The organism is Bacteroides sp. AF32-8BH, assembly GCF_003435205.1.
Taxonomy (GTDB): domain Bacteria; phylum Bacteroidota; class Bacteroidia; order Bacteroidales; family Bacteroidaceae; genus Bacteroides; species Bacteroides ovatus.
Genome location: NZ_QVLZ01000005.1, coordinates 221,336 through 237,527 on the forward strand (window position 1 = coordinate 221,336; position 16,192 = coordinate 237,527).

The following is a 16,192-nucleotide window of genomic DNA, read 5'->3' on the forward strand; positions in this document are numbered from 1 at the left end:
TCTTGTTTTTTATATTTATTAGAAATGAGGGAAAATATTTCCTTATTTTTATTTTTCGGTTGATTGCGATTTTATATCTTGTGTCTCACCTGAGTTATTCCAATAGGAAGAATCAAAAGCGGTATCTGTTTCAGGAGCATCAGTTGTAGAGTTAATATTTTCTCCATTACCAGGTTGCCAATCTGTGATGCCACTTTCTGTGATGGTAATACTAGGATTTTCTCCTTCTCCTCCCAGAGTAACCGTGTATAGGTGTCTTCTATTGCTTTCTAATGTTATATTATCTATTGTTTTCTCATAAAAAACCCCATCGGCTACCACTTCTATTGTAGTTTGTACTACTTCTTGAGGTAATAAAATTAATGTCGAAGTTGTTGATGTATTGTCATTCACTAGTACACTTACATCTTCGCTTTCTGTTCCTAAAGAGGTTGTGCCATTTGAGGTGTTGAAGAATCCCTTTGTGATAAATCCTTTTAAAGTGTAAGAAACATTTTCGGGTTTACTCTCATCTTTATTTTTGAAAATCAAGCTAAGTTGGCTCAGTTGATGTGTAAATTGAAAATTGATCAGAGGATTACTTCGGGTAGTAGTGGCTTCGGCAAACAACCAATCGATATTGAGTTGATTAGTTGCGGTTTGATTTTCACTTTTGGTGTCTACTGTAACAAGCCCTCCTGCTGTACCGTTGATACCGGTGTAAGGGTGATATGCAGTCAGTGAGACTTTACCATTTCCTTTGATATAAATATCATTATGGTCACCTACAGCAGTAAAAAGTTGTTCGTTTTCTCCGGAGCATTGATATAAGATATTAGTGCTTCCTGTATCCCCTCCGGTAACGGATACACCTATACATTCTCCCTGACCCCACATGGAGCCGTGGTAGCGTGTTTGAGGACTGCTTATACTTCCCCAGATTTCAGCTTTTGCACCAGGGGTATCTGGTCCACCATATTCATTGCTGTTGCATCCGGTGAGAACCAGTATTCCTAGTACTACTGTTAAATACATGTTTTTCATAAACGTTACTGTTTTATATATAAATAATGTGGTTGTTATATATTCCCTGTTTATTTATAGGTCTCTCTGACTTTGTATAGAGCAAAGGTATGCGATTTGCTTATAATGTACCTTGACGGCTGTACATTTCCATGTACCCCAGTTCAAACATGCATAAAATGCCATATTCTTAGGGATTTTGTGCAGGATTTTTCGATATTATCGTTTATATTTGCGTTATTCTTTAAATCAAAACACCATGTGGAGTGCCCGTATAATCCTAATTCTTTTGCTTTTTTGCAGTCGAGTAGCTGCTTTTGATGTTTTAAATATCAGTACTATCACAGATCGCAACGGTTTGTCACAGAATACAATTAGATGTATGATGCAGGACAGTCATGGGTTTATGTGGATGGGAACAATTAATGGCTTGAATCGTTATAACGGAAAGGATTTTGTTGTGATACAGCCGGGAATTGCCACCTCTCAATCATCACCGGATAGTAGAATTCGCAGTATTACCGAAGATAAACATGGCTATATTTGGATACGTACTTTCTCAAATACTCTTTTCTGCTATGATATGAAATTGGAAAAAATTGTTGATTATGATCCGCAGAATACTACTAAGATTTTTAGCCAAATAATGGTTACTTCTAATGGTGATGTGTGGATGTGGGGAGATAAAGGATGTTGTCGTGTGAGCCACATAGATGGAGAACTGGTTTCTTGGAGACCGACAGAGAAGAAATTGCGGGATAAGTCGGTGACATTTATCTTTGAAGATTCGGATCGTAGAGTTTGGATAGGAGCTGATAAAGAATTGTTCATGGTAGCTCATGATAAGGTGAATACAATGTTGGAGGGAACAACATTTTGGGGCGCACAGGAATTAGATGATTTGTATTTTATAGCTGGAGATCGTATTCTGATTTTTGATAATTTGCGGAAATATTTCTTGCCTGCTATTTTATTTGTTCCTACACAAACGGAACCTGCGAGACATGCCCGCTCATGTGTGTTAAATGACGGATTGGTTATGATTGCTACAAATGAACGTATGTTTGTATTTGATACTATTAATAAAACATGGGTTTCCCCAGAAAGATTCTTTCAGGGGACAAGTCCGCGTAATGCGAACTTCTATATTGATAATAAGGGGCACATTTGGGTATATAATATGTCGGGAGTGCTATGGAGACATCATACTGATAATACGTTTGAGCCTTTGACATTGATTCCTGCTGATGTCCTTTCATTAATAAATCAGGAACGTTTCCAGATATATCATGACTCAAGGGATATTATCTGGATAACTACATTTGGTAATGGTCTATTTGCCGTTGATGAGAATACGGGAAAAAAATACCATTATACTGCCGATAAAGATTTATCCACTAATTACTTACTCTGTATAACTGAGGATACTTCTGGAGAAGTTTGGGTAGGTACAGAGTTGGGAGGAGTGAATAAGATCTCTTTAACCAATTATCCTTTTGATATATTTTATCCAACTCCTGGTGGTAATGCTGATAGGGATAATGCTGTTCGTTTAATTTATCAGGATGTAGAGGGAAGATATTGGTTTGGTACGCGTGATGGAAATTTGCAAGTTTGTGATTCTACTTTACATCAGTTATATAAGCATCGTATTACAGGTGGTTTACCCTTTACAATTGCTGAAGATACTCTTGGTTATAAATGGTTGGGAACAAAAGGAGGGGGATTATTAATTCTATCTCCTCAAGGAGACAGGATAATAAAAGAATATACGCTAAATGATCAGACCAGGCAATCATCTTCGAGCAATAATATCTTTACCATAATGCGCGATAGTAAAAATCGTATGTGGCTAGCAACTTTTGGTGGGGGGCTGCATCTTGCGGAAGGTTCCCGGGAACAGTTGAGGTTCAAGCAATTCAGTTTTGATAATAGACATCAGAATATGATGCGTTCTATTATTCAAGATAAGACAGGGATTGTATGGATAGGAACCAATGATGGAGTTATTGTTTTTGATCCGGATGGATTGATAGAGGATCAACAGAATTTTAAGGTTTTGCATTTGTATGCTGAAGATCAACAATCTTTGGGGCACAATGAGGTTAAGGTTGTCTTTGAAGATAGTAAAGGGCGTATTTGGTTAGGAGCTACCGGAGGAGGACTTAATTTGTTAGTGAAAGGGGAATCATTAGAACAATCTACTTTTGAACATTATGGGGCAGATGACGGTTTATCCAATGAAACGATTCAAGCTATTTTGGAAGATGAAGAAGGGTTTATTTGGGTAAGTACGGAGAGTGGTATCTCGAAATTTAATTTAAATACTAAGCGTTTTGAGAATTTTATATTCTCAAACAACCGCCATGCTGCTATATTTAATGAGCTGTCTTGTTGGAAAAAAAAGAATGGAGAATTGATGTTTGGCAGTTATAACGGAGTATATACATTTAATCCATCCGGTATTACATTTGATACATATGCTCCAAAAGTGGCAATTACCGGTTTCTTGATTAATGGAAATCCTGTGACACCGGAAAGCCTGGATTCTCCTTTGACTGAGAGTATTATCAATACCCGGAAGGTGGTTCTGGCATATAATCAGAATTCCTTTAATTTGGAATGTACGATGCTGAACTTCCATGCTCCCGAGCTTAATCAATATATTTATTATTTAGACGGATATGAGTCTAATTGGAATAGATCATCACGTAATAATGTAGCTGCATATAGAAATGTTCCTCCGGGAAAGTATCTTTTCAAAGTGAAAGGATGCAATAGTTTCGGAGTTTGGAGTGATCAGGAAACAACTTTGGAGATTATAATTCTTCCACCTTGGTGGGAGTCTACTGAAGCTATTCTTTTGTATATTGTCCTTGGGATAATCATCATTTATTTTACATCGAGGCTTGTTCTCAAGATGCATCGTCTGAATATGGCAGTGGAGGTCGAGAAACAATTGACCGAGTATAAATTGCGTTTTTTTACGAATATATCCCATGAGTTTCGTACTCCGTTGACGATTATTCGTGGGGCGATTGAGGATTTGGTTAATCAAAGAGATCTGCCTTCTTCTGTAAGTAAACAGTTGAGTCTGCTTTCAAAAAGCTCGGGGCGCTTGCTCCGATTGGTAGATCAGTTATTGGAATTTCGTCGTTTACAGAATAATAAGATGGAACTAAAACTTGAGCGAACAGATACGAAACGCTTCTTTTATGATATTTATCTGACGTTTAAGGATATGGCTGCCAGGAAGCAAATAGAATACCTGTTTGAATCTAATAAACCTGTACAGACTATGCTACTTGATAGGAGTAAAATGGATAAGATTGCTTATAATCTTTTGTCCAATGCTTTTAAGAATACTCCAGTAGGGGGTAAGATTGTGATGAAACTTGACTTTTCAGTGGTAAATGACACCTTTACGATGAGTGTTTCGGATAATGGTCCGGGAGTGTCTGTTGATAAGCAAAAAATGTTGTTCGTACGTTTTGAACAGATTCATTATGCATCGGAGGGAACTGGTGTCGGATTACATTTGACCGCGGAATTGGCTAAGGTACATAAAGGACAGGTAACTTATGTGGATTCGCTGTTGGGAGGTGCTTGCTTCTCACTTACTATCCCGATGTCGGATGAAAATTATGACCCTGCCGACATTATAGAGACTATAAAGGAAGATAAAGAAATTGCGATGACGGAACTGACTACTGATATATCTATTTCAGAGGAACGTGCGGCAGAAATTCTAGGAACATCGGTAAATAAACCTTTTAAAGAATATAAAGTGATGGTGATTGATGATGACGATGATGTCCGTAACCTTATTGAAGCTCAACTTGGGAAGTATTTTACTGTGTCGACGGCTTCTAACGGAGTAGAGGGACTTGAAAAGTTAATAGGGGAACAGCCGGATATTGTGGTTTGTGATGTGATGATGCCAGAGATGGATGGGTTGGAATTTACAAAGCGTTTAAAGGCCAATTTCAACATTAGTCATATTCCTGTAATCTTATTAACGGCTTATTCATCTGAGGAACATCAGTTGAAAGGTATTCAAGCCGGAGCGGATTCTTATATAACGAAGCCTTTTAGTATGAAATATTTATTGGCTCGTATTGTGAAATTGGTTGAACAACGTGAGAAATTACAACGAAAATTTGCTACTGAGCCGGGTACGTTACAGCCGCTGATAAGTGCCACTGACAGGGATAAAGCGTTTTTGGATAAAGTAAATGCCATCGTAGAGAAGAATATGGGTGATGCTGAGTTCAAACTTGAATCGTATACTTCGGCATTGAATATCGGACGTACTACGTTTTATAACAAGCTAAGAGGTATTGTAGGTTGCTCTCCTAATGAGTACGTGCGAGTACTTAGAATGAAGAAGGCTGCAGAACTGTTGCTAACGACCGAAATGAATGTATCAGAAATTGGTTTTCAGGTAGGTATTAATGACCCCTTTTATTTTAGTAAGTGTTTCAAGAATTCATTTAGTAAATCTCCTTCTCAATACAGGAAAAGTGCAGGGAAGGTTGATACCGAGGAAAATATGAACGGAGAACTTTCTTGAATATCCATGGACGACCGAAGCTGGCACGGCCAATCATCACTGCATCTACTCCATAGCAGTCAAAACACTCTTTGTAGCTGGAGACAGATTAGTATCCTCAGGCATTATAGGTGAATCTTTATTAGTAAGGATATGATACACAGTGGCTTATGTGTGGCGTTCATTTATTAATGAACGCCTGTAGTCTCTTAGGACTTGACAAAGGCTTTTTTATGTTGTATATTTGTAGATGTGAAACATAAAACAACGAATAAAAAACTAAAAACGAATGAAACGATTCTTATCTTTTGCCGTACTCGCTGTGATGTACTTCCCCGGATGTACAACTAGTAAAAATGCAGTGCGTTGTCTGAGCCGATGGATTAAAGACTGCAACCCGTTGGTCAAAGAACTTATACCAACAGGTTACTTGCCGTATAATCATCGGTATCTGACTGCAAAACAGTATAAGATTATAACAAAACATCTAGGAGATCCTTATGAGGATTAGGGTATAAGTAACCCGCCAATGGGCTTGAGGCTGCAAACTTCTAGGAGTTTTGCAGCCTTTTTTGTTGTATATATTCGATTGCTTTCTATGGAAAAGGGAAGTTAGAGTTTATAATAAACTCGGATACCGTTTATAATAAACGGTGCAAGAATTTATTAGAAACGTTGACGGGGATTTGATATAAAAGATCAGCTTTTTTCTGTGTAAGGGGATGTTTCTGACTTGAATTTTGTTTTGTTACACATGTGAAGTGGTAAAATAATGTTATATAAATAATATGTACTTTCTTAGTTGGTACACTTTATCGGGCTGATGCAAATCTAATACGGGAAAGTGCGTATTGTGGAATATAGTATTCAATTTGTGTATTGATAAGATGATAAATAGTGAATAACATGATATTTAAACTAAAATGTATAACAAACTGTTTGTTTGGAAACGATAGGCGGCAGGCACTTAGGCACTTCTAATAGAAGGTGCCCGGTGGATAGGTAAATCCACTCTTGTGGAAGAGTTCACAAAGAATGAATACCGAAGCTATCTTTTGATGGATTTCAATAAGGTAAGTGACTCGGTTGGGACTCTCGCTGAATGAAGACAGGACTTATGTGAAGTACTATATGGGTGATACCGGGCTACTTATCCTAAAATGTAAAACTTTTCCAATAGAGGTAAAATCGAATGACAAGTATACCATTTGTTCGCTTATCAGGTTCAACGAGAGTTTTTATCAGCGCATAGGAGAATGCTATGTGATTCATCCTAGGAACCTATGCGTAAAGGAAGGGATAGTGTGTCTGCCTATATGGCCTCCTGTTTGTGATACACTTCAAAAACACAAATTAACTCCTGTGGAATAGAAAATAAACCGGATGAATCTGTTCTGCAAATGCGGACTGAAACAGGAGTCCCATCCGTTGGCAGGTTCAGTATCTTGTTGAACGCTGATTTACAGAAAAAATAATTAATTCATATAGAACGCTGTCTAATAGATGTTTATGCCTAAGTAATTGTAAGTTTCAGGTTGTTAAAAGGAGACATAAAAGGGACAAAAGGGGACTGAGCGGTATCTGCCCTGTTATATCTTTGCAGAGTCATTCAAACAAAGAGAATGACAAATAGATAACCTTTATTTTTTTAACCATTTAAACTTTAACAATTATGGCTTTAGAGTATGTAGTAACAAAACGTGTGTTCGGTTTTGACAAAGACAAAAACGAAAAGTATGTAGCAAAATCGGTTCGTTCCGGTAAGGTGAATTTTGCAAAGATGTGTCGCAAGGTGAGTCAGCTTTGTGGTGTCCATCGTAAGGTGGTCGATTTGGTGGTCAGCGGTCTGGTAGACAAGATGGCTGAAGATATTGACGACGGAAAGAGCGTTCAGTTGGGTGAGTTCGGTATTTTCAGTCCTACTATCCGTGCCAAGAGTGCGGATGAGGAGAAAGATGTTTCGTCCAAGTCAATCGTTCAAAGAAAGATTATTTTTTATCCGGGAAAAATCTTTAAGGATACGTTGGAAGATATGAGTATCACCCGTCGTGTGGAGATTGAAACGGATTATACGGATGGAAGTAGTAACGGTGGTAATAATGGTGGCAATCCTGATTCCGGTGATGATGGTAAGGGAGATAACGGGGAAGCACCGGATCCGGCTGCATAATTTAGTTAGTTTTGTCTTAAAAGTGTCTTTAGAGTAGTAGTGATGCACAGAGAATCGATTTATGATCGGTGATCTGTGCATCTTTTATTGTATATATGTCAGTAAAGCATTTCTTTTTTAAACCATACTCCAAATACTGGATCTGCAAGAACTATCTCTTTTCCATTTGTCTCTATGAGCTCCTTTTGTAGTAATGCATTTTTTAAGCGGACAATATTGGCCGATGTTCCTAAATTGTATTTTGAAATGACTTCTTTGCTGCTGAATTTAGTGTGTATTCCATCAACAATCGCTTTTAGAAAATTCATTTGATAGGCAGAAAGGTTTTCTGTTTCACTTTGGAATAGAATATTGTTTTGGTCGAGTAAGTCTTCCAATGCATAAGTAAGTTGTTCTGTGGTTGCTGTATTAATGGTACGTATCCAAAGTAGCCAGGAAAGTTGCTGTACATAAGACGAATGGTTGTCTACAAGGCGGCAGATTTCTTCTGCAAGTTCGGGAGAAATGTGTTTTCCTGTATTTTCAAATCGTTTGCATATATATTCAATCCAGTATTTTGTTTCTATTTTTGTGAGATAGATAGCATCTCCAAATTTATAGAATGGTAAATTTTTCTTTTCAAAGAGTTCGTTCATTAAATGTTTTTTACTTCCGAAAAGACAATATGAGACATGTTGTTGTAATTGCCATACGCTACGTAGCTTTTTCTGAAATGTTTTGGAATCTTCGAAATCTGAAATTTGTTGGAACTCATCAATGCAAATGACTATCTGTATCTCTTTCTCTATTGCAATTTTTTCGGGTAACTGTAAGATGTCATTCTCCGTATTATTTTGCATGTTATACTCGAATGATATAGAGAAATCGTTCATCGGATCTGCTCCGATAGAGATTTTGGGATTGATGTGTGAGAGGAATTGTTTAGTATTCTCTATCCATTCCTCCCATTTGGAAGAAGTTTGTTTTAAGATAGAAGTGGCAAAGAGACGATAAAACTCATTTTCGGTGCGACAGGAAAAAATGTCTATGTAGACCACTTTTCTCTTGTTATCTTGTGATAGCTGGGCTACTTTCTTAACTAGTGATGTTTTTCCCCATCTTCTAGGAGAAATAAGCACTGTATTTACACCATGTGCAAAGTTTAGGAGTAAACGTTGAGTCTCTTTTTCGCGATCTGTAAAGTTATCTCCGGAAGTGGCTACACCAAAAACAAACGGCTTTTCCATAACTATTCTTTATTATTCTTATTGGGCAAATATAGTGATTCTTTGAAATACTAACAAGTTTGTTACTAACAATGTTGTTACTAACATACTTGTTAGTATTCTTATAAGAATAAATGCGAACATAAAACAATTTGATTTGTTATTTATAGTAAATGGATCTAAGTGAAGATGGTTTTCTTGCATTATGATATTAAACATCTCTTTATATCTATTTTTTAAGGTGATTGTTTGACTATATGTCAGTTTAAACCTCTATATTTGTATATGTGAAGTTAACCGAAGAAAAAATCACTTATTATTGGCTATGATGAAAAAGGAAATTAAATTCAGTCTTGTTTATCGGGACATGTGGCAATCTTCCGGTAAATATCAACCTCGGGTTGATCAGCTTGTACGTATCGCTCCTTTGATTATTGAGATGGGCTGTTTTGCCAGAGTTGAAACGAATGGCGGTGCTTTTGAGCAAGTGAATCTGTTGTACGGCGAAAATCCTAATAAGGCCGTCCGTGCTTTTACCGCACCTTTTAAAGAAGCGGGTATTCAAACGCATATGCTCGATCGCGGATTGAATGCGTTGCGCATGTATCCGGTTCCGGCAGATGTGCGTAAACTGATGTATAAAGTCAAGCATGCGCAAGGAGTGGACATCACACGTATTTTCTGTGGACTGAACGAAACAAGAAATATCATTCCTTCTATTAAATATGCTTTGGAAGCAGGTATGATTCCGCAGGCAACTCTTTGTATCACCTATTCTCCCGTACACACTGTTGAGTATTATGCCCGAATTGCCGATCAACTGATTGAGGCCGGTGCACCTGAAATATGCTTGAAGGATATGGCGGGTATCGGTCGTCCGGGTATGTTAGGAGAATTGGTCAGGACTATCAAGGAGAAACATCCGGATACATTGATTCAATATCATGGTCATAGCGGACCGGGATTGTCTATGGCTTCTATCCTTGAGGTTTGCGAAAATGGCGCGGACATCATTGATGTAGCTATGGAGCCTATGTCTTGGGGCAAAGTGCATCCGGACGTAATCTCCGTGCAGGCTATGTTGAAAGATTTAGGCTTCCAGGTTCCCGACATAAATATGAAAGCATATATGAAAGCTCGCGCTATGACGCAAGAATTCATTGATGATTTTCTGGGTTATTTTATGGATCCTACCAATAAATATATGTCTTCTCTTCTACTGAAATGCGGTTTGCCGGGTGGTATGATGGGTTCCATGATGGCAGACCTGAAAGGAGTGCATTCCGGTATCAATATGATATTAAGGAGTAAGAATGAGCCAGAACTTAGTCTGGATGATTTGCTTGTGATGCTCTTTGATGAAGTGGAATATGTATGGCCTAAGCTGGGTTATCCTCCTTTGGTAACTCCTTTCAGCCAGTATGTGAAGAATGTTGCATTAATGAATCTTATGCAACAGGTAAAAGGGGAAGAACGCTGGACAATGATAGATAACCACACTTGGGATATGATTCTGGGTAAAAGTGGACGTCTTCCGGGTAAGCTCGCTCCGGAGATCGTAGAATTGGCGAAATCTAAAGGATATGAATTTGTCGATACCGACCCGCAGTTGAATTATCCGGATGCTTTGGATGAATATCGGAAGGAAATGGATGAAAATGGCTGGGAATATGGAGAGGATGACGAGGAACTGTTCGAACTGGCCATGCACGATCGCCAATATCGTGATTATAAGTCCGGCGTTGCCAAAAAGCGTTTTGAGGAAGAGTTACAACATGCAAAAGATGCGGCTATGGCAAAGAACGGCTATTCAGAAGAGGAAATTAAGAAATTGAAGCGTGCCAAGGCGGACCCGGTCATTGCTCCTGATAACGGGCAGGTACTTTGGGAAGTTTCCGTAGAGGGCCCATCCATTGCTCCATTCATCGGACGTAAATATCAGCATGACGAAGTCTTTTGTTATCTTTCTACCCCGTGGGGAGAATATGAAAAGATTCTGACCGGATTTACCGGACGTGTGGTGGAGGTATGTGCACAGCAAGGTGCTAATGTGCATAAGGGAGATGTAATCGGTTATATTCTGCGGAGTGATATTTTTGCGTAAGCCTTTTATAAGAGCTAGGGTATAGATTACCCAATAAAGAATTTCAGGCTGCAATCTTTTATGAGGTTGCAGCTTTCTTTTGGTATGAATTCGATGGAGGGACGTTATTAGTGGATACACAGAGGATCGATTCATAGTCGGTAATTTGTGTATCTTTTTTTTGTTTATGACTGACTTTAATTCCTCAAACTTGCAAAATCGTTTCAATCGTTTCACAGAACCTTTCACACCCTATTTTTTGTTCTCCAAGTATGATTTAATTTATTTTCTAACTTCTATATTTGTCATCAGAAACGAACGACAATGAAACATGGTATCTATATATTGACTATTCTTATGGCTTTATTAAGCCTTCCAGAAAGTGGGTATGCTTCGATTCCATTTTTCGCTGTTGCGAATGATACAATCCGGCGGGCAGTGATATGTTTTGATGCGAATGAAGCGAAAGTGGATCTTAGTTATAAAATTAATAATCAGGTAATTACAATTTTATATTCTTTGCTTCTCGGAAACTTGAATACGAAATATATAACAGCGCTGAATGTGGAAACTTTTGTTTCTCCTGATGGTGATGAATCTTATAATAGAAGTTTGGCTGCTCGGAGAAATGATTCGATAAAGGAATTCTTACAACGGTATAATTCGGATGTTAGTGTTGATAAGATTCATTTTTTTTCAGGGGGAGAGGATTGGTCGGAGTTTCGTAAGTTGGTGGCATCCGACTCCAACTTGCCAGATCGGGAAGAAGTGCTGATATTGATTGATTATCATAAGAATGATGTCAATAAACGGAAACAACTGTTGCGAAAATTGAATCGGGGAATTGCTTACCGATACATTGTTCACAATATCTTTCCAGAACTGCGGAGATCGGTTATTACGATTGTCGGAGAAACTTCGAAATTAGGTAAAGAGGCTTTTGAACCGGTATCTTCTGTCTCCGGGTTGTTTGTTTCAAAGCAGGAAGAGGCGCTTCCGAAAGATCAACCTGATAAGCCTGTGGGAGAAAGTGAAAAAAAACAGGCCTGTGAGGTCGATATATCGGAGGCAGAAGGGCCGGTGAAAAGCCAAACTGTACTTGCAGTGAAGAATAATCTGTTATATGATTTGGCATTGGCGCCAAATATAGAAGTGGAAATTCCGATAGGCAAGAGGTGGTCTTTGAATACTGAATATAAATGTCCGTGGTGGCTGAATAGCAAACATGATTTCTGCTATCAGCTCCTTTCGGGAGGGATGGACGGACGTTGTTGGCTGGGAAACCGTCAGAAACGTGACCGATTGACCGGACATTTTATCGGACTTTATGCTGAAGGCGGGATATATGACTTCCAGCTGCGTGGAGATGGCTATCAAGGTAAGTATTACGGAGCTGCGGGAGTGACTTATGGATATGCACGGCGGTTGGCACGGCATTTTTCTCTTGAATTCAGTCTTGGCATAGGGTATTTGACAACAGAATATAAAAAATATACTCCTTATGAGGGAGATATTATATGGACAAATAGTGGGCGTTATAACTTTATTGGTCCTACCAAGGCGAAAGTTTCTTTGGTATGGCTGATAACAACAAAGAAATAGGAGGACGCAATGCGAAATACAAGATACGGGTTTCTTGTGCTTTTGTCCTTGCTGCTGATGCTAACTGGATGTAGTCGTCGCGATATATTGGATGATTATCCCGTAAGTGGGGTAGATATAAAGCTGGATTGGGATGGAGTGACAGATCAACTGCCGGAGGGAGTTCGGGTGATTTTTTATCCGAAGAACGGAGAAGGCAGGAAAGTAGATAAATACCTTTCGGTACGAGGTGGAGAAATGAAAGTTCCTCCGGGACGGTATTCGGTAGTAGTCTACAATTATAATACGGAATCTATACGAATCAGGGGCGAAGAGTCCTATGAAACGATAGAAGCCTATACGGGAAACTGCAATGGTTTAGGGATTGAAGGAACGGAAAAGATGGTTTGGTCACCGGATTCATTGTATGTGTTGAATATAGATGAGCTGAAAATAGAGAAGAGTGAAGAAGTGCTTCGCTTAGACTGGAAGTTAGAATCTGTGGTGAAGAAATATTCTTTTGCAGTAGAGGCTAAAGGTTTGGAGTATGTTGCAACAGTGGTAGGAAGCATTGATGGATTATCCGATTGTTACTGTATAGGCAAAGGTCGTGGAGTATGTAGCTCACAACCTATCTACTTTGAGGTAAGGAAGGGAGACAATAAGGTAACGGCATCTTTCACCGCTTTCAAACAAGTAAAGGAAATGACAATGCCGACGCGAATGTCAACATCAGAGAGAGAAACTTCTAGTGAGAAAGGTGCTATAATATTAATATTGAAATTTATCAAAACAGATAATACAGTTCAGGAAGCAACAATTGATGTTACTGAAATAATAGGTACACTTGAAAATGCTGGAACAGGGGAAGATGGAAAGCCAACCCCACCACCGGAGATTGAGTTACCGCCTGATGATAAGATTGAGGTTGATAAGCCGGAAACACCACCGAATCCTGATGGAGGTGGAGGAATGGGTGGTAATGTTGATGGATGGGGACCCGAAGATAATGTTGAGTTACCCGTGAAATGAAATAGATGCTATAAACAAAATATAACAATATTATAAACTTAAAAAAATACAGTTATGAAGAAGATTTTATTGGCAGTAACAGCTGCTTTGGCAATTACGGGTTGCTCACAGAATGAAGAGTTTGAAGCCCCTTCACAGAAGGCCGAAATTAATTTTAATACGGCGGTAACTAGAGCTACTGAACTGGATACAGACGGTTTAAAGAGTTCTGGCTTTCAGGTTTATGCGTATAATACGAAGGCAGAGGAGATGAGTGCTGCGGTGACTCTTTCGACACCATGGATAAATGGTTCTGCTACTTATTCGGATTCTAAATGGACGGTATCTGGAGGTCCATATTATTGGCCTCTTGCAGAAAATCTGCAATTCTTTGCATACTCTCCAAAAGACGGAGTTACATATATAGCTCCGAATGGTACTACTGATAAAGGATATCCTAAGTTTACTTATACAGTGGGAAATACAGCTGCCCTTCAAAAGGACTTAGTGATTGCATCTGTGGCAAATGCTCAAAAGAAGACAAATGAAGCAGCAACAGATGTTTCTTTAACTTTTAAACATGCATTGACTCAAGTAAATATCGAGGTGACAAAAGAGGCTGGTTATACCTATACTATATCTAAAGTGGAATTGACTGGAATTAAGGGAAGTGGAACATTTACATATGCAGGTGTTAACGCAGGGACTTGGACTGCAGGTACAGAGACAAGTGTCTCTTATGCATATGAACTTGGGGCTTTTTCAGATGATAAGACAGCTGTAAAAGCAGGTAATGCGTTGATGTTAATACCGCAAGCTCTTACTGATGCAAAAATATCTATAGAATATACCGTAGAGAAAGATGGAAGTAAGATTGCTGAAAATAGTAAGGAAGTATCTTTGACAAGTACTGCTGCATGGGCGTTTGGAAAGAAAATACTATATAAACTAACATTGCCTATTGGTGCTCAAGAAGTTGGTATCACTGCAACTGTTACTGGTTGGGATGCTGAAGATCCTGTAACTCCAACTGTTGACTAACACAAGATTAAATCTATGGAACCGATGTAATTTGTATGTTACATCGGTTCTTCTTGTGTTTTGGAATTATGATAGAAAATATAGCCTAGTTTCTCCAGAAAAAGATTGGGAATTTTAATTCTATATGTTACTTACATTTTTGTAGTGGATACCTTTTTTCTTTTACCTAACCTCTTTTTCACTTTTCTCTCTTTTTTTATGGCAATATGAAAGATTTCATATATTTTTGCTGGCAGCATAAACAAAAACAAACACAGTCAGCGTATGCCATCTATTTGTCAAGGAACCTGGGATTGTCAAATATGTCCAAAAGCGGTGAGTAATGCCATTACTCATGTGATTTATCAGCGTGGTTTTCATAAACCGGCTCAAAAGTGTGAAGAAAATCTTATCCTTTTTTTGATGAAGGGAGAAATACTGGTCAATAGTAAGGAATATGCGGGGACAATGCTTAAGGAAGGTGAATTTATCCTTCAGGCCATTGGTTCTATGTTTGAGATGCTTGCTATGACTGAATGTGAGTGCATTTATTATCGTTTTATTCAGCCCGAACTGTTTTGTGATTTCCGTTTCAATCATATCATGAAGGAAGTATCTCCTCCACTTATTTATACTCCATTAAAAATAATTCCAGAACTGCAATATTTCCTCAATGGGTCTATTACTTATTTGAAAGGAGATAAAGTCTGTCGGGATTTGCTATCTCTGAAACGAAAAGAATTGGCGTTTGTATTGGGATACTATTATTCCGATTATGATCTTTCGAGCTTGGTGCATCCACTCTCTAAATATGTAAACAGTTTCCAATACTTCGTTATTCAAAACTATAAGAAAGTAAAGACAGTGGAAGAACTGGCACAATTGGGTGGATATACTCTTAGTACATTCCGTCGTATCTTCAATAACGTCTTTCATGAACCTGTTTATGAATGGATGCTGGCGAGACGTAAAGAGGGCATTTTGGACGACTTGAACAACTCTAAATGTAGTATCTCGGAGATATGCTATAAATATGGTTTTGAATCTTTACCCCATTTTTCTAATTTCTGCAAGAAATCTTTTGGTGCCTCTCCACGTAATTTACGTAGGCAAGACATTTCATAAATGCAACTATGTAAGATAATTGCGGTTCACCGGTTTCACCCAATTCTCTAAATGCCGATGAATAAGGTAACAGCGGGTGAAAGCAAGGGAGAAATTCAGGTGAAACTGAACCTTCCCGATTTCACCTATTGAGTTTATTCATACCGACTGTTGGACATATAGCTCCAAGGTGTTGGATATATAGCTTCAAGATGCTGGATATATAGATGCAACAACTCAAGTATTAACACATGAGAACTAAGGTGTTAAGACTTGGCGGCCAAAGTATTACATCCGCACAGTTCACTCATTAATACCTGAAAGCGGATTTGCTATAAGCATATCCGGATTAGCTATAATGATAATTGTTTTAGCTCAAGGGATATTTTAATAAGACAGGTGAAAGCGGTAACGTAAGCGTCTCCGCGATTCTATCTTGTCGCCCTTTTTTCATTCTTATATTT

The 16,192-nt window shown here is 38.4% G+C and carries 10 protein-coding genes and 1 pseudogene; 8 read left to right on the top strand and 3 right to left on the bottom strand.

What is annotated here, in order from left to right; translation table 11 throughout:
- Positions 1 to 48 precede the first annotated feature (48 nt).
- Positions 49 to 1,023: a fimbrillin family protein gene (locus DWZ47_RS05425; RefSeq protein ID WP_117512482.1), complete on the bottom strand. Its 975-nt coding sequence runs from the start codon at positions 1,021 to 1,023 to the stop codon at positions 49 to 51.
- A 361-nt stretch (positions 1,024 to 1,384) separates the two neighbouring features.
- Here DWZ47_RS05425 and DWZ47_RS05430 point away from each other — a divergent pair, with 361 nt between their 5' ends.
- A complete protein-coding gene (locus DWZ47_RS05430) occupies positions 1,385 to 5,575 on the top strand; it encodes a two-component regulator propeller domain-containing protein (RefSeq protein WP_233525004.1) in 4,191 nt (1,396 codons plus the stop codon).
- Here the strand turns inward: DWZ47_RS05430 and DWZ47_RS05435 are convergent.
- Positions 5,565 to 5,648 (bottom strand): annotated as a pseudogene (locus tag DWZ47_RS05435) (tRNA-dihydrouridine synthase); the annotation flags it as partial. The gene DWZ47_RS05430 and the pseudogene DWZ47_RS05435 overlap by 11 nt on opposite strands.
- A gap of 195 nt (positions 5,649 to 5,843) precedes the next feature.
- Between DWZ47_RS05435 and DWZ47_RS05440 the strand changes: the two are divergent.
- Together DWZ47_RS05440 and DWZ47_RS05450 are read left to right on the top strand one after the other, a co-directional pair.
- Positions 5,844 to 6,065, top strand: a complete 222-nt coding sequence (locus DWZ47_RS05440; protein ID WP_004302664.1) for a DUF4248 domain-containing protein — start codon at positions 5,844 to 5,846, stop codon at positions 6,063 to 6,065.
- 1,161 nt (positions 6,066 to 7,226) lie between these two features.
- Positions 7,227 to 7,724 carry an HU family DNA-binding protein gene (locus DWZ47_RS05450; RefSeq protein ID WP_117512484.1) on the top strand — a complete coding sequence of 166 codons (498 nt, stop codon included), beginning with the start codon at positions 7,227 to 7,229 and terminating at the stop codon, positions 7,722 to 7,724.
- Positions 7,725 to 7,822: 98 nt separating this feature from the next.
- On the opposite strand, the gene DWZ47_RS05455 is transcribed toward DWZ47_RS05450, so the two are convergent.
- Complete coding sequence (locus DWZ47_RS05455) at positions 7,823 to 8,950, bottom strand: AAA family ATPase (RefSeq protein WP_004302662.1); 1,128 nt, start codon at positions 8,948 to 8,950, stop codon at positions 7,823 to 7,825.
- Positions 8,951 to 9,257: 307 nt separating this feature from the next.
- Here DWZ47_RS05455 and DWZ47_RS05460 point away from each other — a divergent pair, with 307 nt between their 5' ends.
- The 5 genes from DWZ47_RS05460 to DWZ47_RS05480 all read left to right on the top strand — a co-directional run bounded on the left by DWZ47_RS05460 (position 9,258) and on the right by DWZ47_RS05480 (position 15,749).
- Complete coding sequence (locus DWZ47_RS05460; protein ID WP_032851867.1) at positions 9,258 to 11,033, top strand: oxaloacetate decarboxylase; 1,776 nt, start codon at positions 9,258 to 9,260, stop codon at positions 11,031 to 11,033.
- A gap of 303 nt (positions 11,034 to 11,336) precedes the next feature.
- Complete coding sequence (locus tag DWZ47_RS05465; RefSeq protein WP_117512485.1) at positions 11,337 to 12,614, top strand: DUF3575 domain-containing protein; 1,278 nt, start codon at positions 11,337 to 11,339, stop codon at positions 12,612 to 12,614.
- Positions 12,615 to 12,623: 9 nt separating this feature from the next.
- Entirely contained in the window at positions 12,624 to 13,625 is a 1,002-nt protein-coding gene (locus DWZ47_RS05470) for a DUF5119 domain-containing protein (protein ID WP_233525005.1), read from the top strand.
- 54 nt (positions 13,626 to 13,679) lie between these two features.
- Positions 13,680 to 14,645: a fimbrillin family protein gene (locus tag DWZ47_RS05475; RefSeq protein ID WP_117512486.1), complete on the top strand. Its 966-nt coding sequence runs from the start codon at positions 13,680 to 13,682 to the stop codon at positions 14,643 to 14,645.
- Positions 14,646 to 14,909: 264 nt separating this feature from the next.
- The gene (locus tag DWZ47_RS05480; RefSeq protein ID WP_004322970.1) at positions 14,910 to 15,749 is read left to right on the top strand and encodes a helix-turn-helix domain-containing protein; all 840 of its coding nucleotides are present in this window, start codon (positions 14,910 to 14,912) and stop codon (positions 15,747 to 15,749) included.
- Positions 15,750 to 16,192: the final 443 nt, after the last annotated feature.

Bases quoted from the DNA above. Each gene is read 5' to 3' on its own strand.
- DWZ47_RS05425 (WP_117512482.1), bottom strand. From the start codon at position 1,023: ATGAAAAACATGTATTTAACAGTAGTACTAGGAATACTGGTTCTCACC.
- DWZ47_RS05430 (WP_233525004.1), top strand. From the start codon at position 1,385: ATGATGCAGGACAGTCATGGGTTTATGTGGATGGGAACAATTAATGGC.
- DWZ47_RS05440 (WP_004302664.1), top strand. From the start codon at position 5,844: ATGAAACGATTCTTATCTTTTGCCGTACTCGCTGTGATGTACTTCCCC.
- DWZ47_RS05450 (WP_117512484.1), top strand. From the start codon at position 7,227: ATGGCTTTAGAGTATGTAGTAACAAAACGTGTGTTCGGTTTTGACAAA.
- DWZ47_RS05455 (WP_004302662.1), bottom strand. From the start codon at position 8,950: ATGGAAAAGCCGTTTGTTTTTGGTGTAGCCACTTCCGGAGATAACTTT.
- DWZ47_RS05460 (WP_032851867.1), top strand. From the start codon at position 9,258: ATGAAAAAGGAAATTAAATTCAGTCTTGTTTATCGGGACATGTGGCAA.
- DWZ47_RS05465 (WP_117512485.1), top strand. From the start codon at position 11,337: ATGAAACATGGTATCTATATATTGACTATTCTTATGGCTTTATTAAGC.
- DWZ47_RS05470 (WP_233525005.1), top strand. From the start codon at position 12,624: ATGCGAAATACAAGATACGGGTTTCTTGTGCTTTTGTCCTTGCTGCTG.
- DWZ47_RS05475 (WP_117512486.1), top strand. From the start codon at position 13,680: ATGAAGAAGATTTTATTGGCAGTAACAGCTGCTTTGGCAATTACGGGT.
- DWZ47_RS05480 (WP_004322970.1), top strand. From the start codon at position 14,910: ATGCCATCTATTTGTCAAGGAACCTGGGATTGTCAAATATGTCCAAAA.